This is a genomic window from Selenomonas sp. oral taxon 138 str. F0429 (assembly GCF_000318175.2).
Taxonomy (GTDB): domain Bacteria; phylum Bacillota; class Negativicutes; order Selenomonadales; family Selenomonadaceae; genus Centipeda; species Centipeda timonae.
On sequence record NZ_KB290939.1, the window covers coordinates 173,234 to 194,891 of the forward strand.

19 protein-coding genes and 1 pseudogene are annotated in these 21,658 nt (G+C 59.2%); 14 read left to right on the forward strand and 6 right to left on the reverse strand.

The genetic code is table 11. The annotated features are described in order from the left end of the window. Positions 1 to 6 precede the first annotated feature (6 nt). From HMPREF9163_RS05850 to HMPREF9163_RS05870, 5 genes are all read left to right on the forward strand, one after another. Complete coding sequence (locus tag HMPREF9163_RS05850) at positions 7 to 837, forward strand: menaquinone biosynthesis protein (RefSeq protein ID WP_009440784.1); 831 nt, start codon at positions 7 to 9, stop codon at positions 835 to 837. 111 nt (positions 838 to 948) lie between these two features. Next, positions 949 to 1,650: a 3D domain-containing protein gene (locus tag HMPREF9163_RS05855; RefSeq protein WP_009440785.1), complete on the forward strand. Its 702-nt coding sequence runs from the start codon at positions 949 to 951 to the stop codon at positions 1,648 to 1,650. Between the two features lie 11 nt (positions 1,651 to 1,661). Then, positions 1,662 to 3,545: a phosphoethanolamine transferase gene (locus HMPREF9163_RS05860; RefSeq protein WP_009440786.1), complete on the forward strand. Its 1,884-nt coding sequence runs from the start codon at positions 1,662 to 1,664 to the stop codon at positions 3,543 to 3,545. A gap of 84 nt (positions 3,546 to 3,629) precedes the next feature. Continuing rightward, on the forward strand, positions 3,630 to 4,631 hold the full coding sequence (locus tag HMPREF9163_RS05865; RefSeq protein ID WP_009440787.1) for a pyridoxal-phosphate dependent enzyme: 1,002 nt from the start codon (positions 3,630 to 3,632) through the stop codon (positions 4,629 to 4,631). Between the two features lie 4 nt (positions 4,632 to 4,635). Next, positions 4,636 to 5,544 carry a Ppx/GppA phosphatase gene (locus HMPREF9163_RS05870; protein ID WP_009440788.1) on the forward strand — a complete coding sequence of 303 codons (909 nt, stop codon included), beginning with the start codon at positions 4,636 to 4,638 and terminating at the stop codon, positions 5,542 to 5,544. 495 nt (positions 5,545 to 6,039) lie between these two features. On the opposite strand, the gene HMPREF9163_RS05875 is transcribed toward HMPREF9163_RS05870, so the two are convergent. The 6 genes from HMPREF9163_RS05875 to HMPREF9163_RS05900 all read right to left on the reverse strand — a co-directional run bounded on the left by HMPREF9163_RS05875 (position 6,040) and on the right by HMPREF9163_RS05900 (position 13,160). Then, the gene (locus HMPREF9163_RS05875; protein WP_009440790.1) at positions 6,040 to 6,645 is read right to left on the reverse strand and encodes an AAA family ATPase; all 606 of its coding nucleotides are present in this window, start codon (positions 6,643 to 6,645) and stop codon (positions 6,040 to 6,042) included. Positions 6,646 to 6,727: 82 nt separating this feature from the next. Continuing rightward, positions 6,728 to 7,813 carry a 3-phosphoserine/phosphohydroxythreonine transaminase gene (gene serC / locus HMPREF9163_RS05880; RefSeq protein ID WP_009440791.1) on the reverse strand — a complete coding sequence of 362 codons (1,086 nt, stop codon included), beginning with the start codon at positions 7,811 to 7,813 and terminating at the stop codon, positions 6,728 to 6,730. Positions 7,814 to 8,013: 200 nt separating this feature from the next. Further along, on the reverse strand, positions 8,014 to 9,342 hold the full coding sequence (locus tag HMPREF9163_RS05885) for a hemolysin family protein (protein WP_037346269.1): 1,329 nt from the start codon (positions 9,340 to 9,342) through the stop codon (positions 8,014 to 8,016). 303 nt (positions 9,343 to 9,645) lie between these two features. Next, complete coding sequence (locus HMPREF9163_RS05890) at positions 9,646 to 11,322, reverse strand: DUF6056 family protein (RefSeq protein WP_009440794.1); 1,677 nt, start codon at positions 11,320 to 11,322, stop codon at positions 9,646 to 9,648. Beyond that, positions 11,319 to 12,305 carry a glycosyltransferase family 2 protein gene (locus HMPREF9163_RS05895; RefSeq protein WP_009440795.1) on the reverse strand — a complete coding sequence of 329 codons (987 nt, stop codon included), beginning with the start codon at positions 12,303 to 12,305 and terminating at the stop codon, positions 11,319 to 11,321. Before HMPREF9163_RS05895 ends, HMPREF9163_RS05890 begins: the two co-directional genes overlap by 4 nt. 9 nt (positions 12,306 to 12,314) lie before the next feature. After that, positions 12,315 to 13,160, reverse strand: coding sequence for a ChbG/HpnK family deacetylase (locus HMPREF9163_RS05900; protein WP_037346271.1), 846 nt, complete (start codon positions 13,158 to 13,160; stop codon positions 12,315 to 12,317). Positions 13,161 to 13,371: 211 nt separating this feature from the next. Here HMPREF9163_RS05900 and HMPREF9163_RS05905 point away from each other — a divergent pair, with 211 nt between their 5' ends. From HMPREF9163_RS05905 to HMPREF9163_RS05945, 9 genes and pseudogenes are all read left to right on the forward strand, one after another. Continuing rightward, positions 13,372 to 14,160 (forward strand): molybdopterin-binding protein, encoded by a 789-nt coding sequence (locus tag HMPREF9163_RS05905; RefSeq protein ID WP_009440799.1) that lies wholly within the window; start codon positions 13,372 to 13,374, stop codon positions 14,158 to 14,160. Further along, complete coding sequence (locus HMPREF9163_RS05910; RefSeq protein WP_009440800.1) at positions 14,161 to 15,540, forward strand: GDSL-type esterase/lipase family protein; 1,380 nt, start codon at positions 14,161 to 14,163, stop codon at positions 15,538 to 15,540. Between the two features lie 240 nt (positions 15,541 to 15,780). After that, a complete protein-coding gene (locus tag HMPREF9163_RS05915; protein WP_009440801.1) occupies positions 15,781 to 16,467 on the forward strand; it encodes a hypothetical protein in 687 nt (228 codons plus the stop codon). A gap of 24 nt (positions 16,468 to 16,491) precedes the next feature. Continuing rightward, positions 16,492 to 16,905, forward strand: coding sequence for a bacteriohemerythrin (locus HMPREF9163_RS05920; RefSeq protein ID WP_009440802.1), 414 nt, complete (start codon positions 16,492 to 16,494; stop codon positions 16,903 to 16,905). Positions 16,906 to 16,960: 55 nt separating this feature from the next. Next, complete coding sequence (locus tag HMPREF9163_RS05925; protein WP_009440803.1) at positions 16,961 to 17,362, forward strand: bacteriohemerythrin; 402 nt, start codon at positions 16,961 to 16,963, stop codon at positions 17,360 to 17,362. Between the two features lie 366 nt (positions 17,363 to 17,728). Then, a complete protein-coding gene (locus HMPREF9163_RS05930) occupies positions 17,729 to 18,064 on the forward strand; it encodes a hypothetical protein (protein ID WP_009440804.1) in 336 nt (111 codons plus the stop codon). A 289-nt stretch (positions 18,065 to 18,353) separates the two neighbouring features. Further along, positions 18,354 to 18,647: a hypothetical protein gene (locus HMPREF9163_RS05935; protein ID WP_009440806.1), complete on the forward strand. Its 294-nt coding sequence runs from the start codon at positions 18,354 to 18,356 to the stop codon at positions 18,645 to 18,647. A gap of 32 nt (positions 18,648 to 18,679) precedes the next feature. Beyond that, positions 18,680 to 20,090: pseudogene (locus tag HMPREF9163_RS05940) on the forward strand (glycoside hydrolase family 1 protein). 157 nt (positions 20,091 to 20,247) lie between these two features. After that, positions 20,248 to 21,627, forward strand: coding sequence for a DUF389 domain-containing protein (locus HMPREF9163_RS05945; protein ID WP_009440812.1), 1,380 nt, complete (start codon positions 20,248 to 20,250; stop codon positions 21,625 to 21,627). The last annotated feature ends 31 nt before the right edge of the window (positions 21,628 to 21,658 follow it).

Here is a 21,658-nt window from a genome sequence, read left to right on the forward strand (position 1 = left end):
GAATGTATGAGTGTGCGGCTGGGTCATATCGCGTTTTTGAATGTGCTGCCGCTGACGTACGCGCTCGCACATGGCGGGGCGTCGGGGCTGAATATCCTGCGCGCCTCGCCCGCACAGCTGAACGGGCGGCTTGAGGCGAAGAATCTGGATGTGTCGGGGGTGTCCTCGATCACGTATGCGCGGCACGCGGCAGATCTGCTCATCTTGCCGGATGTGTGCATTGCGTCCGACGGCGATGTGCGGAGCGTGCTGCTCGTCTCGCGCGTCCCCGCCGAGGAGATCAAGGAGGGCCGCGTCCTGCTCTCAGATAAATCGGCGTCCTCGCATGCCCTGCTGAAGATCATACTGCGCCGTGCGTATGATGCAGCGCCAGTCTATGAAACGCGGGCGCTCACACCGGACGATCCCGTGCCCGAGGGGGCGGAGGGGGCGCTCTTCATCGGGGATGACGCACTGGAACTATATCATCACCCGCCCGATGGGATCTACATCTACGATCTTGCGCGCGCGTGGAAGCGACTCACGGGCATGCGCATGGTGTTCGGCATCTGGGCGGCGGCACGCGCATTTGCGGCGGCGCATCCCGAGGAGCTACGGCTCGTTCACGGGCGGATTGCGGCGGCGTTTCGCGACTGGGAGACGGTCAAGGATGCGGCAATCAGCGAGGTGCTCTTGGGCGGGCGCTTCACGCGCGAAGAGCTGCGAGCGTATCTCGGCAGCGCGGTGGTCTGGCAGCTGGATGAGGAGACGCTTGCGGGGCTGCGACTGTTCTATCAGTACGCGGCGGAGGACGGGCTGATTGCCCGTGCGCCCGAGATCGAGCTTGCCCGTGTTTGACGTGACTTCCACTTTATAGTAAAATATTCCCAACAAAACGTAATATGATTGGCGCGTGCCGTACATGGCCGGCGCAGAATAAAGATCGCGAAGTGAAGGGAGCACGATGGAATGAAGATACGGAAACTCCTTTTGGCAGCACGAAAAATTATGCAGGGGGCGCGGCGGCACAGGGAGTTGCGGCGCTTCAGAGGAGCACTCTCGATCGGTACGGCACTCGCCGTGACTGCGCCGCTTGCACTCCATGCGCCTGCCGAGGCGGCTCATATTCTCGTAAAGGAGGGAATGCGCGGTGCAGCGGTGCAGCATGTGCAGGAGCTCCTCATCAGGGGGGGCTATCTCGATGGTGCAGCGGACGGCGTTGCAGGCTCTCTGACACGCGCGGCAATCGAGCGTTGTCAGGAGAAGAATGGCCTCGAGGTGGATGGCATCTGCGGTCAGGCGACGTATCTTGCGCTTTCGGGCGGTGTCCCGTATGACCCTGTGGCGCTCGGGATTCGTGAGGAGCGCGCGCATGAGGTCAGCCGCGGCAGTGGCCGCTCGGTATATGTCTCGGCGACGGGCTACAGTGCGTTCGATCCGGGCAACGGGAATCGTACTGCGACGGGGACGATGGTGCGGCGCGGTGTGATCGCAGTCGATCCGTCTGTCATCCCGCTCGGCACACGCGTCTTTATTCCGGGCTATGGCGAGGCTGTGGCGGAGGACATTGGCGGTTCGATACATGGTTATCGTATTGACGTTGCGTTTGATAGTCACGCTGAGGCGCTGATGTTTGGAAGACAGGATCTCGAAATCTTTATCATGGAGTAGTGCGACAGGATATGAAGGTATCGACGGAGCGGGCAAATGAATGGATCCGCTATGCGGCGGCGGCAGGGACGTATTTCCTGACGCTGACCGCGTGTTACATCAATATGGGGCAGGACATGGGCGCAGAGTATTTTCTCCCTGCGCTCCTTCCTGTCCTTGTGGTTCTCATGGTCATGCAGTACGGGACGGGCGTGCCGCTCTTCTCGCGCGGTATGCTTGGGGCGATGGTGCCGGGGCTGCTCTGGTGCCTGACGTTCCCTCTTCTCTACACGTGGACGTATGCGCGGGATTGGTATCGCTCGCTCATCTTCTTTGACTTTCTGATCGGGACGGCAAATATATTCGTTCTTGCTGCCCTTGGAGGTGTGTTCTTCCACCTCGGGCATCGACGTCTGACGGCGGCGCTCCTTGCCGTGCTCGGCTTTCTCATGTCGCTCATCCCGCTTACACAGATCGCCTACTATATGACGGTCTGGCATGCATTGAGCCCCGCGTCGCTCATGGCACTCTATCTGACGAATTGGCATGAGGCGGGGGACTATATCGAGTCGACGGTGGGCGTTCTGCCCGCTACGCTTGTGATCGTTCTGCTGCTTACACTTGTCTATCTCTCATACCGCAGCTATCTTGTTTTTGCACGATGCATGTACCCAAGCGCAGAGGGCTCGCGCATGGGCTGTCTCGTTCTCGTCATGCTCATCGCGGCGGGGGTGCAGATCTCACTCATTCCGGAGAGTTCGATCGCGGGACTCTATAAAGATGTGACGACCTATGTTGAAGAGACGCAGTCGTATAGTCTGAATCAGGACGAGAGATATGCGTCGCTCATCATTGATATGGAGAATACGCTTGCGGCACGCGCGCCGGGCACAGTAATCTTCGTCATCGGCGAGTCCGCGTCACGCAACTACATGCACTACTATACGCCGTCCTTCCCATACGAGAATACGCCGTGGATGGAGAAGATGGCGGCGGAGCGCCCGGGCTTCCTCGTCTACAACAATACCTATTCCTCCTGGACGCAGACCGTCCCCGTCCTCGAGCGCGCGCTGACGGAGAAGAGCCAGTACAATGACAAGGAGTTCTTCGAGTCGGCGTCCCTGCTTGATGTGGCGAAGAAGATCGGCTACCATACCTACTGGTTCAGTAATCAGGGGCGTTACGGGCAGTTCGACAGTGCGATCACGATGGTCGCAAAGACAGCGGACGTGGCAGAGTGGACGGATGACTCCTACACTTTTACGACAAAGTATGACGAGGAATTGTTGCCGTATCTCACCCGTATTGACCCGAACGTGAACAACTTCATTGTACTGCATCTCATGGGCAGCCACATCTACTACAACAACCGCTATCCCGACGCATGGGCGAAGTTCGCCGCCGAGGACGGCGAGTCTGCGATGACGAGCGCGCCGTCCTACGCGAACAGCATTCTCTATACGGATCACATTCTCGCGGAGGTCTTTGCCTACGCAGAGAAGAATCTGAACCTCCGCGCGATGGTCTATTTCTCCGATCACGGGGAAAATCTGAAGATCTCGCACAACCCCGACGTGTTCAGCTTCGACATGGTGCGCATCCCGTTCTTCATTTATCTCTCGCCCGAGTATCGCGCGGCGCTGCCGCAGCGTGCGGCGATGCTCGAATCCCGCCGCGATGCGTATTTTACGAACGATATGATGTACGATACGGTCTGCGGACTCCTCGGTGCACCGAACAACCGCTACGATCCGCGGCAGGATTTCTCGAGTCCTGCCTACGGCTTCACGCGTGAGACGCTGACGACCATGTTCGGCAACCACGCGCTGACCGAGGATACGACGGATGAGGGGGCGGATGGTAATTCAGCTTCCCCCGTCGAGACGGGGGAAGTGGCGAACGCAGCGAGCCGATAGGGGCGCCCTCCCCCCATTGCGATGGGGGGAGCATAGTTACATATATCGTTACAATCTCATACGTTCCGAAGGAGGAGATCCATCATGCACTTCTACTGTGAGCGCTGCAAAAAGGAATACCCCGTCGCAACGCACGCCTATGCGTGCGAATGCGGTGGGCTTTTTCGTCTGTATCAGAGCGCGATGGACGCGGGCGACCGTCATGAGGCGGTGACGCTCGGCGAGGTGGAGACGCCTCTCCTGCCGCTCGTCATCGACGGCTGCCGCTTCTACTTCAAGATGGAGGATCGCCAGCCGACCGGCTCGTTCAAGGATCGCGGAGCGAAGCGCCTCATCGGAGAGCTCGCCCATCTCGGCATCGACCGCGTTGCCGTCGACTCGGCGGGCAATGCGGGTGCGGCGGTTGCGGCATATGCAGCGGCGGCGGGCATTGCGTGCAGGGTCTATGTGCCCGACGACATCTCCGCCGAGCGCGCGAAGCAGATCACGGCGTACGGTGCCGATGTTGTGCGCGTGCCGAACGGGCGCATGAATGCGAGCAGTGTCCTGCGCGGGGAGCTGGGCAGCGACTACTACGCTTCACACGTCTACAATCCCCTCTTTGCCGACGGCATCAAGAGCATGGCGCACGAGATCTACCACGAGCTCGGCGACATCGTGCCCGACTATATCTTCGTCCCCGTCGGGAACGGCTCGCTCCTCCTCGGCCTCTATCAGGGCTTTGCCGAGATCGGGCGGCTTCCGCATTTTGTCGGCGTTCAGAGCACGAAGTGTGCGCCCGTCGTTGAGGCGTTCCACGATCTGCCCGAGACACCGCGCAAGAATACGATTGCCGAGACCATCCGCGTGGGTGCGCCGCCGCGCATGGATGACATTCTGAAGGCTCTGCGCCGCAGCGGGGGCGATGCTGTCGCCGTCGAGGACAGCGAGATCCTCAAGGCGGCAAAGACCCTCAACAGGCGCGGCATCTACGCCGAGCTGACTGCAGCGGCGGGGCTTGCGGGGGCGCGTGCCTTCTTTGCAGATGGCATGCCCGACAACTATCGCGTCATCATCCCCGTGCCCGGCAGCGGGCTGAAGCGGTAGCCCCATGCTGCACGCAATCATCGACATCGGGTCGAATACCATCCGCATGGCGGTCTATCAGATCGAGGGGCGCTCGTTCACCCTCCTGCTGAAACGCAAGCACACGGTCGGGCTTGCGGGCTACCTCTCGCACGGACGGCTCGTGCGTGAGGGGGTCGAAAAAACGGTCAAGATCCTGCGCGGCTTTATGGAGTTCATCGAGACCTTTGGAATCGCGCACGTCCATGCCTTTGCGACGGCGGCACTGCGCTCCGCGACCAACAGCCGCACCGCGACCGAGGAGATCACGCGGCGCACGGGCGTCTCCATCCGCATCATCAGCGGCGAGGAGGAGGCGGCGTACGATTTCATCGGCGCGACCGCAAGCATCGCCCACGCGGACGGCATCATGGTCGACATCGGCGGCGGCAGCACCGAGATCATCTCCTATGCGGCGCACGAGATGCAGGGGCGCTGGAGCCTCCCGATTGGTTCGCTTGCCATGTCGAAGGCGCACGTTGCGGGATTGCTCCCGAGTGGCGACGAGTGCGCGGCGATTCGTGCGGCGGTCACAGCAATACTGGACAGTGCCCCCGAGGTGTGCGTGCTGCGCGCGCAGCATATGATCGGCATGGGCGGCGTCCTCAGCAGCACGAGTCGCATGCACGCCCTCCTCTACCCGGAGGCGCAGACGCGCCTCATCGACGCGCGTCATCTGCCTGCGATGATTGACCTGTTTTCTACGGGACAGACCCTCATCGAGGCTGATACCGCCGTCCTCCTGCGTTCCGCCCCCGACCGCCTCCACACAATCATCCCCGGCATGGTCATCGCGCACACCCTCGCCGAGAGTTTTGCTGCAGAGGACATCCTTTCCAGCGACTCGGGCGTAAGAGAGGGATATATATGGAAGGAAATCATCGGGGTGGAATAGTTCGGCAAAGGACGCCCGCATGGGCGTCTTTTTCTATGGGAGGATATATTTGCAGGAGAATGTAGCACTTGCTCTGCGCCCCTTGTGAAATCTCCTGCTGCCATCTATAATAAGTTCATAGGTGTTACATGTGCAACAGAGATAAACGGAATCGGATCATAAATGCTGTGGAGGAGAGACGATGAAAAGAAGCACTGATAAATTCAGCGCCATCATCTTAGCGCATCTTTTTTGCCCGCACAACGCCTGCAAATCCTCCACATAGCTCTTTGCTATGCGTCCGGTTTGCCTCCTAGTTCGGACGAAAAATCTACGCCAATCTGACGGACTTCATTTTATCAGCGATTCCCTTGTTTTTGGGAGAAATGAAATTTGCGGTTATATGGTGGCAGAGGAGGGGAACTGGATATAGCGCGTTTCATGCGCTCCCATATAAAAGAGCCGCGACGTGCAGATGTCTGCACGTCGCGGCGTTTTGTACTTCGGATGGAGGGATTATTCTCCCTGGCAGAAATTGACGTAGTTGAGGATCAGCTCGGCCGCCTTTTCGAGCGGGATGCGGCTCGTGTTGATGACGAGGTCGTAGTTCTGGGGATCGCCCCACGTCTTACCCGTGTAGAAGTCGTAGTAGTCCTTACGCTGCTTCTCGATCTCGTTGAGCTGATCGAGGCTCATGCCGCCGTAGTGGGTCTGGGCGCGCTTTGCACGGAAAGTATCATCGGCGCAGATGAAGAAGGAGTAGACTTCGGGCTGTCCGGCGAGGATGACGTCAGCACAGCGCCCGAGGAAGACTGCGCCCTTTCCCTCCGCCGCGATGGCGCGGATGATTTTGCTCTGCTCGGTATAGAGCTGCCTGTAGGCAGGTACACGGTCGAATGAAGCCGTGCTGATCGCACCGAGACTCGCTTTGGGCACCTCGTAGGATCGACTGATGACGTCCTCGATGCGGTCACCCGCACCAAGACTCTTCGCCGCCATTGTGACAACAGTCTGGTCATAGCGCTTGACCCCCATCGTCTCCGCAAGAATACGGGAGATCTGTCGACCGCCGCTGCCGAACTGACGACTGATGGTAATAATGGTATTGTTTTTCATGTTCATATACCTCCTTCAATATGATTATACCGCAGACAGGTACTGCGTGCAAGGAAATCGGGCGTAATTGTGAGATAAAAGTGAAATATCAGTGTTTCTTACGAAAGTCTGCCATATAGGCGGCGAGTTTCTCGACGCCCGCAAGGGGCATGGCGTTGTAGATGGAGGCGCGCATGCCGCCGACGCTGCGGTGTCCCTTGATGCCGCTGAGTCCTTGCTCTTTTGCGCCCGCGACGAAGTCCGATTCGAGGCTTTCGCTCGGCAGGCGGAAGGTGACGTTCATGCGCGAGCGGCTGCCCTCCTCTGCGTGTCCGCGATAGAAGCCGTCGGAGCTGTCGATGGCGTCGTAGAGGAGCGCCGCCTTTTTCGCATTTGCCTCGCCCATCGCAGCGAGTCCGCCGTGCTCCTTGATCCAGCGGACGGTCTTGCCGACGATGTAGATGGCAAAGACGGGCGGCGTGTTGTAGAGGGAGTCGTTCTTCTGGAAGGTGCTGTAACGCAGCATGGTCGGGAGTTCGGCGGGGCTGCTCTCGAGCAGCTTTTTCTTTGCGACGTTCAGCACGACGCCCGCAGGGCCGAGGTTTTTCTGCACGCCTGCATAGATGAAGTCGTAGCTGCCGAAGTCCCACGGACGCGAGAGGATGTCGGAGGACATATCGGCAAAGAGGGGGACGCCGCCAGTCTTGGGCGTGTAGTGGTACTCCGTGCCGTAGATAGTGTTGTTGAGGCAGATGTGGAGGTAGGCGGCGTTTGGCGCAATGTTCAGCTCCTCCTGCGCGGGGACGCGAACGTAGTTCTCCTCCTTGGTCGAGGCAGCGACGGTGCCGACGCCGAGTTTCACGGCCTCCTCGTATGCTTTCTGAGCGAATGAGCCGGAGAGGGCGTAGCTGCCGGGGTGCGACTCGGTGGCGAAGTTCAGCGGGATGAGGGCAAAGGTCTGGCTTGCGCCGCCTGCGGTGAAGACGACGTCGTAGTCGTCGCCGAGTCCCATGAGTTCGAGGATGTCTGCCTTTGCCGCCTGATGCACGGCGTCGTAGGCGGGGGCACGGTGGCTGATCTCGAGGATGGACATGCCCGTGCCGTTAAAGTTCAGCAGTTCCGCCTGTACCTCTTTGAGGACGTCCTCGGGGAGGACGGCGGGGCCGGGATTAAAGTTGTAGATGCGGTCGTTCATATTGTCTCCCTCTGTGTGCTGTGTAATGGTGTGTGCCCCGCGCAAACGCTTAGTTGCGCAAACGGTCGCGTGCTCGTCCGCCTAAATACCGATGAATTTCAAACGCGCGCTACGCGCTTGAACGATAGAAATTCATCGGGGGCGGGTCGCACGCTATGCTCCGTTTGCTCCACTAGGGTTTGCTTAGGGCACTACACTGTTCATGATGCGTCGGGGTTCTCGCGCGCCCCTTCCGTTCGCGTCATGCGGATCTGGGCGACGCGCGCGCGATCCATGCGTAGGACTTCGAAGGTGAAATCGTCCCATGTGCAGGTCTCACCGGCTTTCGGGATGCGGCCGAACTGTGCGGTGACGAAGCCGCCGAGGGTGTGGAAGTGGTCGTGATCCTCGTCGGGCAGTTCGTCGATGCCGAATTCCTCTTTGAACTCGTCGATGGGGAAGAGTCCATCGAAGACCCAGTTTGCCGTCTCCTCAGCGCCCATGCGTGTGCTTGCGGGCGCATCGTCGTCCGCGCTGCCGATGATCTCTTCCATGATGTCGCCCATCGTGATGAAGCCGACGACACCGCCGTACTCGTCGAGGACGACCGCCTCGTGTATTGCGCCCGTGCGGAATTTCTCGAGGACGCGCAGTCCCTCCATGGTGCGCGGGACGAAGAGTGGCTTGCGGATGTATGCGGCGAGGTCGATCTCTGCGCCGTCAAGGGCGGCGTCGAGGAGTTCCTTTGCGTAGATGACGCCACGGAAATCGTCGAGGTTCTCATAGGCGACGGGGAAGACCTCGTGTGGCGCAGAGCGGATGACGCGCAGCTGTTCTGTGCGGCTCTCGGCGAGGTCGATCCACGCGATCTGCGTGCGCGGTGTCATGAGGGCGGAGGCGGTCTGATCGCTCATGTGAAAGATGCGGTCGACCATGTCCTGTTCCGCCTTTTCAAAGGTGCCGTCCTCCGTGCCCTGCTCCATGAGATCCTTGACGGCGTCCTCCGTGGCGGAGGCGCGGTTCTCGGGGTTGATGCCGACGATGAGGAGCAGCCCGCGCGAGACGGAGACGAGCGCCGCGCTCGGCAGTGCCGTGAGGCGTGTGATGAGGCGGATGGAGCGGTGGCTGCGCATGAGGATGCCCTCGGGATCCTGCTGTGCGACCTGCTTTGGCAGGAAGTCGCCAAAGAGAAGCGTGAGGGCGGTCATGACGAGGATGCTGAGGATGAGTGCGGCGAGGTAGACCTCCATGCCGGGCAGGAGCTTTTCGAGAAAACGCCCGAAGGTCGGCAGGGCGAGGAGCCCGATGCCAAGTCCCATGAGGAGGCTTGTGCAGGTGACGCCCGCCTGTGCCATTGCAATTGGGCGAGTGGAATGCTCGAGGAGGGCGAGTGCGCGAGCGGCATCCTCGTCACCGCCCTCGGCGAGGCGCTCGAGGCGTCCGCGATGGGAGGCGGTGAGTGCGGTCTCGACCTGCGCGAAGTAGGCGTTCGCCGAGAGGCAGACGAGGAGCAGGATGAGTGCAATGAGGTCGGATAGGGAACTGTCCAAGGATGTATGCAGCTCCTTTCAATAAATCTGGAGTTTTGTGATAAATGTTACGGAATGCCGCCGTGCGACCGCCACGCAAACGCTTAGTTACGCAAGCGGTCGGGCACTTATCTGCCTAAATACCTGCGGACTTCTTAAACGCGCTTCGCTTGAACGAAAGAAATCCGCAGGGGGCAGAACGTTCCCTCGTTTCCACTTGCTTCACTAGGGTTTGCTTAGGCGTTTCGTCGGCTGAATTTCCTCTATCCGTAAGGTTGCAAAAAAGATGTTTCGATTGTATTGTAGCACAGACGCGGCGAAATGTCATTTCTCCACCACAATATCCGTCAGTCCGAAATACTTGATTGCCCCCTCCTTCGTTACGTTGTTGTCCCAGTCCTCGTAGTAGACGTGACGGAGGGCGCGGTTCGTGCGGTCGATGCGCGGGAAATGGACGATGGTTTCGCCGCGTGCACACGCCTCCTCGATCTGTGCGATGCGCGCCGCGTCCGCTGCGCCCATCTCATGCGTGATTAGGAGCGCGGCCGTGCCCGTGTAGGCAAAGAGGAGGATGGCTGCCGCCGCGATTGTCCGCCGCGCCGTCGCGCTGAGCAGGCTGCGGAGGGCGGGATTGCCGAGGAGGGCGAGCGCCGCCGTGACGAACATCGCGGCAGAGCTGAATGTCGCGCGTCCCGGGAAGGTCGGCGCGGCGAGCATGACGAGGTTGTTGCAGACACCGAGTGCGATGAGGAATGCGGCATAGCGGAGCGTTGGCGAGGCGCGGAGCAGTTCGCCCGCGGGGATGCGCGATGCTGCTGTGCGGATGGAGGCGGCAGTCAGCCCGAGCTGCTGCTTGAGCCGCGCGTAGAAGAGGAGAATTGCCAGCCAGTAGATCGCCATCTCCTCGAACCCGTTCATGAGATTCGTGAAGAGGTGGATCGTCTTCGGCTTTGTCAGGCCGAGCGGCGTCAGAACGCCTTCAATCACGGCGTCGCGGATTGCGCCCGCAACCCAGCCGCCCGTGAAATACGAGACAGCGAGGAGGACGAACGCGGCGGCAAGGAGGATTGTTCCGGTGCCTGCACGCTCTGCAGGCGCTGTCTCCATCCCTGCACGGTCACGTCGATAGAGACGCCATATCGTCAGAATCAGGAGGAGGACGGGGAGGAGGTAGAGCAGCATCTCGCCCTGACCTGCAAACTGATTGCCGATGTGCGCGAGGATTCCCTTGCCCGTGCCCTGTTCGTCATAGCGCACGTAGTTGCCTGGGGCGGCGACGAGGCCAATCAGCCCGAGGAATGCACCGAGCGCACCTGAGAGCATCCACGGCGGGAGATATGCATAGCGTCGCCACACATAGAGGGAGATGCCGAACGCAAGCAGGACGACGGTCACGGCGAGATTTTCGATCGACCAGCCCGCACAGATGCCGAGCAGGAGCATCGGCAGGACTGCCCATGTGCATCGCCGCTGTATGCCGCACTCCATCGACTTCAGCGCGAGATTATACGGCAGGAGAAAGAGGAAGGCAGGCACCGCCGACCAGAGGTAGACGGTTGAGCCGCTCTTCCAGACGGCGACCTCACCGAAATGCGGCAGTGCGAGCCAGAGCATGAGTGCTGCCGCCGCGAGCAGTCCCGGCGCATGGCGGATCTCCGCTCTCCGCAGCGCGTGCATTGTCACGAGCACCGTGAGTGCGAGGAACATGAGGGCATTCGCCGCATCGAAGGCAGGCTTTCCCAGCCAGAGGAAGAGCTCCAGACAGATGACCGTCATCATGCGCCCGCCGTGCAGGAGGTAGTGCTGCATGGCGGAGGAGAGCACATCGGAGAATGCGCCGACGTGAACGCCTGTGCCCCAGATCAGCGAGTAGTCGTAGTCGTCGCGGTGGATGGGCATAAAGTGATTGAGCGTGAGCATAAAGGCGAAGATTGCGCCTGCGGCAAGCACGGTCTGTACGATGTTATTTTTTTCGGTGCGCTCTGTTTTTTGTGCGTTCATTCCCCTGTTTCCCTGCACCGCTTTACCTCCCTGCGCAGCTTGCTGTAGTCGAATTTCTCCCCGTCGCGCTCGTCAATCAGATAGGTCGGGCGCTGTTTGCTCTCCGTAAAGACGCGCCCGAGGTACTCGCCGATGATGCCAAGTGAGAGGAGCTGCACCCCGCCGAGGAAGAGCAGCACCGTCATGAGGGTCGGATAGCCCGCCACGGGGTTGCCGTAGAGCAGGGCGTCCACGAGAACGACGAGCATGTAGCCGATGGCGAGTGCTGAGACGAGGAGCCCGAGCACCGTCGTCAGGCGCAGTGGCGCTGTCGTAAAGGACGTGATGCCCTCGATCGCAAGCGAGAGGAGCGCGGGGTAACTCCACGTCGTTGTGCCTGCCGCGCGTGGCTGCACGTGGAACGGAATCTCCTTCTTTTTGAAACCCACCCAGGTGAAGAGACCCTTCGTAAAACGCTGATTCTCGCGCAGGAGGCGCAGCGCCGCGACGCAGCGGTGATCGAGCAGACGGAAATCGCCCACGTCACGTTGCAGGGTGAAGCGGCTGACCGCCTGCATCGAGCGGTAGAAGAGATTTGCCATTGTGCGCTTGAGGAAGGTCTCGTCCGTGCGATCCGTCCGCTTGCCGCAGACGTCGTCGTAGCCTGCGCGCCACAGTGCGACCATCTCCGGGATGAGGGCGGGCGGGTGCTGCAGGTCGGCATCCATGAGGATGACGGCATCGCCGTCCGCGTAGTCGAGTCCCGCCATCATCGCGGGCTCCTTGCCGAAATTGCGCGTGAAGCTGATGTAGCGCACGTTCGTGTGCGCCTCGGCGAGTGCACGAATCTCCGCGAGGGTGTGGTCACGGCTGCCATCGTCGATGAAGAGATAGGAAAAAGAGCAGTCCGCAACTCCCGCCGTCGCTGCAGTCACTTCGTCGTAGAAATGCCCGATGACCTCCGCCTCGTTATAGCAGGGGACGATGATGGTGATCTTGTCCATGCGTCCCTCCTAGTTTCCATAGATGCGAAAATTGACGATCTTCGCGCCCGCTGCGGTGAGCGCCGTGCGTACGGTGGGGGCGCAGACGGCGGCAAACTCCGCCTCGAAGTCATGATTCCAGAGGCAGTCGCGGATGAGCACGGTATTGTCCGTGCCGGGGTGGAGCATGACCTCGGTCACGCCTTCCCTCAGTCCTGCTGCGATCTCTGTGAGCGCCTCTGTATCGACCGCCTCGCCTGCGACAATGCCCGCGAAGTGATCGGGGACGTGGATGCCGTGCGCCTTTGCCTTTGCAGCGGCGCGGTGTGCGAGGACGGAGAGCCCCGCTCGCCCGATGAGCTGTCCGATGCCGCCGAAGTCCCCTGCAAAGAGGGGCGCGCGCGGGGCGCGCATGGCGGGGATCTGCGCCTCCTTGCACAGATCGAGCGCGATATCGATAACGCTCGGCAGGACGTGCATATGCTGATGGCTGTCCGCATGCGTTGGGTGAATGCCCGCCGCCTCGACGCGCCGCAGCTGTGCCGCGAGCTCCGCGCGTACCTCGCTCAGATTGACTGCACCGCGCAGGACGCGCACGGTCAGCGCAGTGTGATCATCGACGAAGACACCTGCCTCCGTGACGAGCGTGGGAATCTCGGCGGGCGGCAGGACGGGATTGCCGTTGACGAGCGTCAGATGGATGCCGACACCGAGTTCGGGTGTCCGCCGCGCGAGCGCTGCCGCATCGTCAAATGCCGCGCCGCCGGGCATGATGGTTGCAGAGCGCAGGATGCCGTCGTGTATGCCGCGCTCCACGGCGCGGTTGATGAGCGTGTGCCGACCGAAATCGTCGGCGTTCAGAATGATTTGCTTCAAGTCGTCGTCCTCATGTCATTTATATGGGGGGCATGTTTTCCTCTGATGTCCTACGCGAACGCTTAGGGACATCAGCATACAAACATGCGGATTTCCATATCATACCGCATTTTGTTAATATTTTCGACAAAAAACCTGAAATTACCTTTTCTACATAGGTCTTTTGTAGTAAAATAATCTAGATTAACTATCGAGTGAAAAGGAGCTTTCCATGGTCGTTGAAATCATCAGCGTGGGCACGGAGCTGCTCATGGGCAGCATTGTGAACACGAATGCGCAGCATATCGCGCGCCACCTTGCACATATGGGGCTGGACGCCTACTATCAGACCGTTGTCGGCGACAACCCCGAGCGCCTGCGCGCTGCGCTCGACATTGCATACACACGCGCGGACTGCGTCATCACGACGGGTGGGCTTGGCCCCACGAAGGACGATCTGACGAAGGAGATGCTGATCTCCTATTTCGGCGCTGCGCCCGTGGAGGACCCCGAGGCACTGCGGAGGCTTGAGGCGCGTGCGGCAAAGCGCGGCATTCCGCTCACGGAGAGCATGCGCAAGCAGGCGACCGTGCCCTCGGGCGCGATCGTGCTGCAGAACGACCACGGCACGGCGCCCGGCGTCATCATCGAGAAGGACGGGCGCGCGTGTATCATGCTGCCCGGCCCGCCGAAGGAGATGAAGCCGATGTTTGAGACGGCGTGCAATGTCTTCCTGCGCGGAAAGAGCGACAAGGTCTTCGTCTCCATGAACATCAAGCTCTATTCGATGGCGGAAAAAGGGCTGCCCGTCGGGGAGTCACCCGTTGCTGACCGCCTCGGCGCACTTGTCGATGGAGAGAACCCCTCCGTTGCGACCTACGCAAAGGAGGACGGCTGTCTCGTGCGCGTCACAGCAGCCGCCCCCACGCGGGAGGAGGCACGTGCCCTGCTCGCACCGACCCTTGCCGCCGCGCGCGAGGCGATCGGCGAGGAGTACATTCGATCGGTGGAAGAGGACTGAATGCGGATGGGGATGGTCAGGCGGGGCGTAGGGGCGCTTCTCGCCGTCATGCTATTGCTTGGTGCCGTGCCTGCGGGGGCGGCGGAGAAGTCTGCGCCGCGTCATGCCTCGCAGACGATTGGAAAGGCGGAGCGTGCGATGCAGGAGATCACGGCGCAGGCGACACGCGAGACGGCGACCGCAGAGATGCAGGACACGCGTATTTCCTCTGTCATGCTGCACTGGGAACCGTATCCCGTAGCGGTGCGCTATGCCGTGCGCGTCCTGCGCGGCTCTGTGGGCGCGGCGATGAAGACGATTGCGACGATGGATCGCGTCTATACGACCGGGCTGCATCTGCCGCTCATGACATACGGCGCGATGGACGACCTCTATTGGACGGTGCAGCCGCTCGGCTACGATGGTACTCCGCTTGCAGCGGCATCGGAGCCGCGTCCCGTGCGCGGGGAGACCGTAGATCCCCCTGCGCCCGTGCTGACAACGGAGTACGCGGCAATGTCATATGCGCCGCTCTACCCCGTCTACTCGTGGATTCCGCTCGCAGGGCAAAAGGTGCATGAGGTCGAGGTCTACCGCCGAGAGGCTGATGGTGATCGCTACGTGCATACGTTGCGCGGGGGCGAGTACGATGTCTACGACGATATGCCGTTCACCGTGCCGGGCACGTACGTCTACCGCGTGCGCGGCATAACGGAGTCGGGCACGCCGATCTCGAACTGGTCGGCATATGGCTCGTTCACCGTTGCGGAGCGCACGCCGATTGCGGCGCTCGGGGACAGTATCACGCACGGCGGCGGCGCGATCACCGTGCCGCCCTCCTATATCCTCTACGACTGGGAGACGTACTGCACCGTCCCCGTGAAAAATCTCGGACACAGCGGCGATACAACGGAGGCGATGCTCGCGCGCTTTGAGCGCGATGTCCTGCCCTTTTCTCCGCGCGTCCTCCTCATCATGGGCGGCGTGAACGACTACCGCGTGGGGATCTACGGCGCGGAGACGGTGCGCAACCTCGCGGCATTGCGTGAGAAATGCCGGGCGCACGGCATCACGCCAATCTTTCTGACGGCGACGCCGATCCGCCCAGCGCTCATGACCACACGCATGACGATCACTACGCCTCCGGGCGATTGGTGGGAGCACCGTGACTATGTGAATAACTGGGTCATGCAGCAGGAGTATAGCATTGATGTCTCGACCGTGCTCTCGGACGCGCGCGGCGAGCTCGAGGAGGACTATACGACGGACGGGCTGCACCCCGACCTCCTGGGCAAGAAATACATCGGGCAGACGGTCGACAGCTACCTGCGTACGCATTTCGCCTATGCCTCGGGCGAGGCAGAGCGGCGGGCGCATATGCTGAAGAATATGGAAAAATAGCGAAACGGAATGTTTCTCGCCGTGCGAACTCCACGCAAACGCTTAGTTACGCAAGCGGTCGCGTTCTCGTTCGCCTAAATACCTGCGGACTTCTTAAACGCGCTACGCTTGAACGAAAGAAATCCGCAGGGGGCGAGTCGAACACTTTTCTCCGCTTGCTCCACTAGGGTTTGCTTAGGAGCATCGCACGGCTGCCATTTCGTTCGTCTGCCTCATTCGGATCATAAGGGAGGGAATCCTATGACATATCGTCTGCGCCTCGGCGGGCTCGTACTCCTCGTCGCGGTGCTCATCGGCGGCGCGTATACGGGATACTGTTATCACCGCGACCGCACGCCCGAGGCGGCGCTGCACGCGATTGCGCGCGCCGTCGTGACCGAGGATCGGAAACTGTTTGACGAATACGTCGACGAGGACGTCGTGCTCGCCGCGATGCACGAGGAGGCAACCGCACTCCTCGCGGACAACATTGCGGCACTCCACGAGCGGCATCCCTCCGATTGGTTCTTCCGCCACGATATGGCATTTATGTATGACTACATGGCGGAGAGGCGCGCGGCGGACATCGCCTTTACGCGGCTGCTGCTGGACTTCTACTTTGACGAGGCACGCGTGCCCGTGACGAAGGAGGATGGCAATGCACGCTGGGGCTCGGATGAGGTGCGCGCCTTTGCCGCACACTACACGGCGAGTCTCGAATCACCCGTGATTACAGGCGACCGCGCCATGGTGAACGTGATCGTGCGCGGCGACGATACGGACTACGGTCGCCTCCTGCCCGAGGGCTCCGTGACGATGGAGCTCGCGCGGCAGACGGACGGGCGTTGGAAGCTCGTCGGGGTACATACGGATACCGCACGCACGAACGGCTTCTATGCCTTGATCGATGCGGCGGAGAGGTATTGGGAATTTCAAGGTTGGGATTGATCTGGACGAAAAGGAGAGCAGAACATGAAGTACGAATTGACGAAAGACTATCTGACGGGCATTGATATGATTGACGAGGAGCATGGAAAGCTCTTTGATCTGGCAAATGAATGTTACGATCTCGTGATGGACGATGCGGCGGTTGACCGATTCGATCGCATTGTTGCCCTGCTCGAGGAGCTGCGCACCTACGCAGCGACGCATTTCGCCCACGAGGAGGAGTATATGGAGCGCATCCAATACGAGCGGCGCTTCAGCGAGCGCTATCAGCACCTGCGCTTCATCCAGAAACTCAGCGAGATCAACCTCGACGACATCGACGAGAACCAGCAGGAGTATCTGCTGAACATCCTCGACTTCCTTGCGCGCTGGCTCTACGGTCATATCAAGGTCATGGACTGCCGCATTCCAAAGGAGGATGTTGCTGCAGCAAAATAGGTAGACACAGAAATCCTTGAGAAGTGTGCGCAGAGAGAAAGCGGGAACGATTTAGATGAAATACGAGTTTACCGATGATTATCTGACGGGAATCGCGTCTGTGGACGCCCAGCACAGCAAGCTGTTCGACCTCACGAACGAGTGCTATGAGCTCGTGATGGAGAGTGCGTCGGAGGACAAATACGACAAGATCGTCGCGATATTGGAGGAGCTTGCCGCCTATGCGGGCACGCATTTTGCGCACGAGGAGGCATATGCGGAGAGCGTCGGCGATCCGCACCGCTTCAGCCATCGTGCACTCCACCTGCGCTTTATGAAGAAGGTTGGAGAGATCGACCTTGATGCAATCGATGAGAACCAGCAGGAGTATCTGTTGAACATTCTCGACTTCCTTGCGCGCTGGCTCTACGATCATATCAAGGGGCGCGACTGCAAGCTGCCGCATGAGCACGCCTAGGCATACACAAAAACACCCCGCAATGAGCAGTTGCGGGGTGTTTTTGCTGTGTATTATATTTTAGGAGAGCTCTGGAAACCATATCCTTTCCACAGGCTATGGTCTCAAACGAAAGCCTGTAGATAATATAGCATATAAGAGAATGAAATTCAATAGCATAAAGAAAAATATTTGGATATAAATTTTATATCATGAAGATAAAAGAAGGTTATTTTTGGATAAAAACAATAAAAATGGGAAGAAAGAACTATGTTCAAGCATTGGCTTTTTTTCTATAATAAACGTGAGACAAAGGAAATGTCTCAAGATCGGTTGTGTGCAGTCGAGCACAACGAAAAATACTCATAAGGAAATGAGGTGGCTGTAATGGCAGTCATATCACTGGCAGCGGTGCTGGACGATCCGGCTAAACGGATCCCAATCAATGCCATGGTGCGCGCGGCAGCGGTTTATCCCGCGAAGGACGATGCCCTCATCGAGGGGATGCGTGCTCAGCGGCTCGCGTATCGTGAGCAGATTCGGCAGCTCCACCGCATGGATGGTGAAGCGTACGAGGTTGACATTCAGGCGCTTGCACGTTCGCTGCGCTCGTTGGAGGAGGATATCCACAGCGACGCGACGCGTGAGTTGTTTGGGGATCCGTACGTAGTCGAACTGCAGGGCGTGCGTCCTGCGACTGACGCCGAAGCGGCGTCGGCGTAGTCCTTCTCACGGAGGGAATCATTGAACAATCGAATATTACTGCACAAGAAAACCGCAGTGCTCTGAGTCGGTGAAATGACCGATCAGAGTTCCGTGCGGTTTTTTGTGCTATGCACCTTCCTCAAGGAGGTTATGCAGAGCGGCGTTTCTGCTCGTACAGATGGGGAAAAGACGATAGAATAACATGCGGATCTGTGTCTGAGAATAGGGGGTGTTGGCACAGTTTGACCGACGCACAGGAATCCTCTATAATAAAGATCTCAAGAGAACAGAAAGGATGAAATCATCAATGAGCGATACCAATGTCGATGAACTGATTCGTACGATGAGTGCACAGCGCGTGGAGGCGCTGCGTGTGGGGGTTGAGGAAGATCTTCGAGCGGCATGGGAAAAGGGCAAAGCGGCAGGAAAGGCGGAGGGCATCAGCGAGGGTGAGTTCCGCGGGCGCAAGCAGGGGGTGATCAGCGTGGCGCTGAACCTCCTGCGTGCGGGGACGGATACGGCGACGGTTGCAAAGGCGGCGGAACTGCCCGAGCCGATCATCCGCAAGATTGCACAGGACAACGGCATCACACTCGCGTAGATCTGTGCGTCGGGTGCAGCAAAGGAGCGGCTATGGCATTTCCGAAGGGCTTTCTCTGGGGCGGCGCAGTCGCTGCAAATCAGTGTGAGGGCGCGTACAACGACGACGGCAAGGGGCTCGACATTCAGGACATCATGCCGCGCGGAATCATGAGGGTGCCGACCGCAGCGCCGACGGCGGACAATCTGAAACTCACGGCGATCGACTTCTACCATCGGTACAAGGAGGACATTGCCCTCTTTGCTGAGATGGGCTTCAAGGTGTTCCGCACGTCGATTGCGTGGAGCCGCATCTTCCCGAACGGGGACGAGGCGGAGCCGAACGAGCAGGGCTTGCAGTTCTATGACGATCTCTTTGACGAGTGCAGGAAATACGGCATCGAGCCGCTCGTGACGATCTCGCATTACGAGACACCGCTTCACCTCGCAAAGGCATACAACGGGTGGATGAGCCACGAACTTATCGGCTTCTACGAGCGCTATGTGCGCACGATCTTCACGCGCTATCGGGACAAGGTGAAATACTGGCTGACGTTCAACGAGATCAATTCCGTGCTGCACGAGCCGCTGCTCTCGGGCGGCATCATAACCCCCGAAGGCAGAGCTTTCCCTGCAGGATCTCTATCAGGCGTGCCATCATGAGCTGGTTGCCTCCGCGCTTGCAACGAAGATCGGGCACGAGATCATCCCCGATGCCAAGATCGGCTGTATGATTCTTGCAATGCCGACCTACCCGCTGACGCCTGCACCGCGCGACATGATTGCCGTCATGCAGGCGGAGCATTTCAACGATTTCTTCGGCGATGTGCATGTGCGTGGCGTCTATCCCGGCTATATGAAACGCTACTTCCGCGAGAATGGCATCGAGCTCCAGACGACGGAGGAGGAACTGCAGCTCATGCGAGAGCACACCGTTGACTTTGTATCGTTCAGCTACTACGTCAGCATCTGCGAGGGCACGGGCGGTACGGCGGGCGGCGGCAACCTCCTCGGCGGGAAGAAGAATCCGCATCTCAAGGCGAGTGAGTGGGGGTGGCAGATCGACCCGCAGGGGCTGCGCCTCGTGCTCAACCGATACTATGACCGCTGGCAGAAGCCTCTCTTCATCGTCGAGAACGGACTTGGTGCAAAGGATGTGCTCGTTGCGGACGGTACGGGCGGCATGACGGTCGCGGACGACTACCGCATCGACTATCTGAATGACCATCTCGTGCAGGTGGAGGAGGCGATCGCCGACGGCGTGCCCGTCATGGGCTATACGACGTGGGGCTGCATCGACCTCGTGAGCGCGTCCACGGCGCAGATGTCAAAACGCTACGGCTTCATCTACGTCGACCGCAATGACGACGGGACGGGCACACTCGCGCGATACCGCAAGAAATCGTTCGCGTGGTATAGGGATGTGATCGCGACAAACGGGGGCATCTTTGAAGCGGTGCGTTAAGGAATCGCTGATAAAATAGACCCTCCGATTGGCGTAGAACCGCAGCACGCTCGAAGTTCGAATTGTGGGCGGCACAATCGTATCGATTCATGCGCGGAGCTGACATTGGGGTGCTGCTGTACGTTTCTTTCATGCAGCAGTGCCTTTTTCTTAGGAGATGATTTGTTTGATTTGGGATAAGCTAAAAGATTTTTTTGATTTGCATGGTGACACGGCATCGGTACAGGAAATTACAGATCGAATTAACGCCGGCGTGCGATTCAGGGGAACGAATCTCAGTGTCCTGATACTGGCGATCTTTATTGCCTCCATCGGTCTCAATATGAATAGTACGGCAGTCATTATCGGAGCGATGCTGATCTCGCCGTTGATGGGGTCGATCCTTGGGATTGGCTATGGGCTTGCCCGTTATGACAGCGCGTATATACGTTCCGGTGCAGGTAATCTATTCGCCCAAGTGCTTATTTCAGTTGCTGCATCGACGCTTTATTTTTGCCTCACGCCGATCGATGCCCCCTCTTCGGCGCTGCTTGCACGGACATCGCCGACCATCTGGGACGTTTTGATTGCTGTCTTTGGCGGCCTCGCAGGCATCATCGGTGTAACCCGCAAAGAGGGCGGGAATGTCATCCCCGGTGTTGCGATTGCGACGGCGCTGATGCCTCCTCTCTGTACTGCGGGGTATGGGATTGCGACGGGCGTGACGGCGTACACCGTGGGCGCTCTCTACCTGTTCTTTATCAACAGTTTCTTTATCTGTCTGACAGCATTCATCGTCCTGAAAATCATCGATATCCCCTCGAAGATTGCGCGGGATTCTGTCGAATTTTCAAGACAGAAACGCTATTTGCTGACCTTTGCCATACTGGTCACCTTGCCCAGCTGTTTCTTTGCGTATCAGAGCGTGCAGGAAAATCTGGAGAACGAGCAGGCGAAGAGCTATATCGAAGAGAATTTCAAAGCACCGCCCCGTCTGGCAATCTCCTATACGTTGGACAACGAGAAGAAAATGCTGACGGTATTTACGGTTGCAGGAATAGCGGAGGACGACTTGGCGGCATTGACGGAGAAGCTGCATGAAAAGAAATACCTCAGGCCGTTCCAGTTGGAGGTCTTTTCTGCCGAAACGGTGGAAGAGCGGGAAAAGATGGAGGCGATGATCGATCAAAGACTCAGTGAGGTTGAAAAAAGAGCCATTCCCTCTGTGCAGGAACAGCAGACCGTGACCGCACTCAAGTCTGCCCGCGAGGAAAGCGAGAAGAAGGGGGCCTACATACTGGACTGGAACCGCGAGGCACGCATCGTATTTCCGCAAATCTCCCGCATCGCCGTCGGGAGTGTGCAAGCCCCTGCTCCGACGGCAGATAAAGCGGCTGCGCTGCATGAAACGCACATCGCGTTCGTATATCTCCAAGCAGATCTGGACGACGCGTCACGCGCACGTCTGACCGAGTGGGTTTCTGCCAAAGCACAGCACCGCGTAGAAGTACACTTCCTCCCCGAAGTTCCGCCGGCAGAGGAAAAAAAGGGATTGTAAGGAATCGCTGATAAAATGAAGTCCGTCAGAT

Coding starts and splice junctions, on each gene's coding strand:
- HMPREF9163_RS05930 (WP_009440804.1), top strand. CDS start 17,729: ATGGCAGTCATATCACTGGCAGCGGTGCTGGACGATCCGGCTAAACGG.
- HMPREF9163_RS05910 (WP_009440800.1), top strand. CDS start 14,161: ATGCGGATGGGGATGGTCAGGCGGGGCGTAGGGGCGCTTCTCGCCGTC.
- HMPREF9163_RS05890 (WP_009440794.1), bottom strand. CDS start 11,322: ATGAACGCACAAAAAACAGAGCGCACCGAAAAAAATAACATCGTACAG.
- HMPREF9163_RS05905 (WP_009440799.1), top strand. CDS start 13,372: ATGGTCGTTGAAATCATCAGCGTGGGCACGGAGCTGCTCATGGGCAGC.
- HMPREF9163_RS05850 (WP_009440784.1), top strand. CDS start 7: ATGAGTGTGCGGCTGGGTCATATCGCGTTTTTGAATGTGCTGCCGCTG.
- HMPREF9163_RS05865 (WP_009440787.1), top strand. CDS start 3,630: ATGCACTTCTACTGTGAGCGCTGCAAAAAGGAATACCCCGTCGCAACG.
- HMPREF9163_RS05920 (WP_009440802.1), top strand. CDS start 16,492: ATGAAGTACGAATTGACGAAAGACTATCTGACGGGCATTGATATGATT.
- HMPREF9163_RS05895 (WP_009440795.1), bottom strand. CDS start 12,305: ATGGACAAGATCACCATCATCGTCCCCTGCTATAACGAGGCGGAGGTC.
- HMPREF9163_RS05875 (WP_009440790.1), bottom strand. CDS start 6,645: ATGAACATGAAAAACAATACCATTATTACCATCAGTCGTCAGTTCGGC.
- HMPREF9163_RS05860 (WP_009440786.1), top strand. CDS start 1,662: ATGAAGGTATCGACGGAGCGGGCAAATGAATGGATCCGCTATGCGGCG.
- HMPREF9163_RS05870 (WP_009440788.1), top strand. CDS start 4,636: ATGCTGCACGCAATCATCGACATCGGGTCGAATACCATCCGCATGGCG.
- HMPREF9163_RS05925 (WP_009440803.1), top strand. CDS start 16,961: ATGAAATACGAGTTTACCGATGATTATCTGACGGGAATCGCGTCTGTG.
- HMPREF9163_RS05935 (WP_009440806.1), top strand. CDS start 18,354: ATGAGCGATACCAATGTCGATGAACTGATTCGTACGATGAGTGCACAG.
- serC (WP_009440791.1), bottom strand. CDS start 7,813: ATGAACGACCGCATCTACAACTTTAATCCCGGCCCCGCCGTCCTCCCC.
- HMPREF9163_RS05945 (WP_009440812.1), top strand. CDS start 20,248: ATGATTTGTTTGATTTGGGATAAGCTAAAAGATTTTTTTGATTTGCAT.
- HMPREF9163_RS05855 (WP_009440785.1), top strand. CDS start 949: ATGAAGATACGGAAACTCCTTTTGGCAGCACGAAAAATTATGCAGGGG.
- HMPREF9163_RS05915 (WP_009440801.1), top strand. CDS start 15,781: ATGACATATCGTCTGCGCCTCGGCGGGCTCGTACTCCTCGTCGCGGTG.